Here is a 1,319-nt window from a genome sequence, read left to right as displayed (position 1 = left end):
AAGGAGTCGAACCCTCGACCTACTGATTACAAGTCAGTTGCTCTACCAACTGAGCTACACCGGCATTTAGAAATGGTGGAGGATGACGGGCTCGAACCGCCGACCCCCTGCTTGTAAGGCAGGTGCTCTCCCAGCTGAGCTAATCCTCCAATGGGTATTTGCTGATTACACTTTCGTAACCGCATGTCCTATCTCTTAAGGACAAGATTTATTTTATCATTACTTTTTTTATAATGCAATACCTTTTTTGAAATTATTTTTAAAAAATATATTATTTTCTATTTTTTCCATGAACCAACTCAGATTGCTCATGAAAACGTTTACTTAGTATAACGAAATTCTAATATGTTTGTCTAATTTTATCAAGACTTGTTTTTAATATTTATAAATCATTCTGATATAATTATTAATATTACTTATAAATATCAAGTGTTTTAGAATATACGACTACTTATTTATACATTTTATATACTGAAGATGTCAAGGAAATGTCCATACATTTATCTTGCTTTTTTAAAGTTTTGATACAAAGTACATTTTAATTATCTCCCCCCTATCGCTTTATCATTATACTCTTTATCTTTATATTTTTTCCATTATCTACATCATTTTTTGCTATTCTATTATAATAAATTTTACGTCTCCATGTGCTTATAAATACGCTATTGCATTAGAAGGTGTCTATTCATACCTCAGTTTTATTTGAAACTCACACTCGGTCGTTAAATCCTTTTTAAACAACTTCTAAGTTGCTTTTGCCCATGCCTTTTGGTGAACTGGGGTGTTGATACTTCTATTATTATTTTTATTGGGAAATCCGGTTTAAATTGTCCTACATTGCGCCAACTAGACTACTTGCATCTTACAACCGACCTTCTTTAAATACACAGAAAATCTCCGCTTATTTACTGCCTCTTGCCTCCTGTTTTCATCTATTTCTAGATCATGTCATTTCCCCACTAACGATCGTGGAAATATGTTTTTTCCATGCGGCGACAATAAAATAATATTAGTTGTAAATAGACTCCGATAAGTTAAATCCAGTTTTTTTCTTTATTATAAGACAGAATTATGTTGTGTAAGAAATTAATCAGCCTTAAAAATAGCAGCATTGTTTATTATCTTAAGAGAGCTTTTACCGCAACAAAAAAACGCCAAGTACATTGTAACAGTACTTAGCGTTTTTCGTCTTCCTATGTATGACCCGTACGGGATTCGAACCCGTGTTACCGCCGTGAAAGGGCGGTGTCTTAACCACTTGACCAACGGGCCGATGGCGGAGACAGAGGGATTTGAACCCTCGCGCCGCTTACGCGACC

At 34.9% G+C, this 1,319-nt stretch carries 2 tRNA genes; both read right to left on the bottom strand.

The window, feature by feature from the left end:
* Window positions 1–73 precede the first annotated feature (73 nt).
* Window positions 74–149, bottom strand: a tRNA-Val gene (locus tag CBM15_RS18975).
* 1,051 nt (window positions 150–1,200) lie between these two features.
* Window positions 1,201–1,272, bottom strand: a tRNA-Glu gene (locus CBM15_RS18970).
* Window positions 1,273–1,319: the final 47 nt, after the last annotated feature.

This window comes from Solibacillus kalamii (assembly GCF_002174535.1).
Taxonomy (GTDB): domain Bacteria; phylum Bacillota; class Bacilli; order Bacillales_A; family Planococcaceae; genus Solibacillus; species Solibacillus silvestris.
This window is presented reverse-complemented; position numbering and strand designations above follow the sequence as displayed.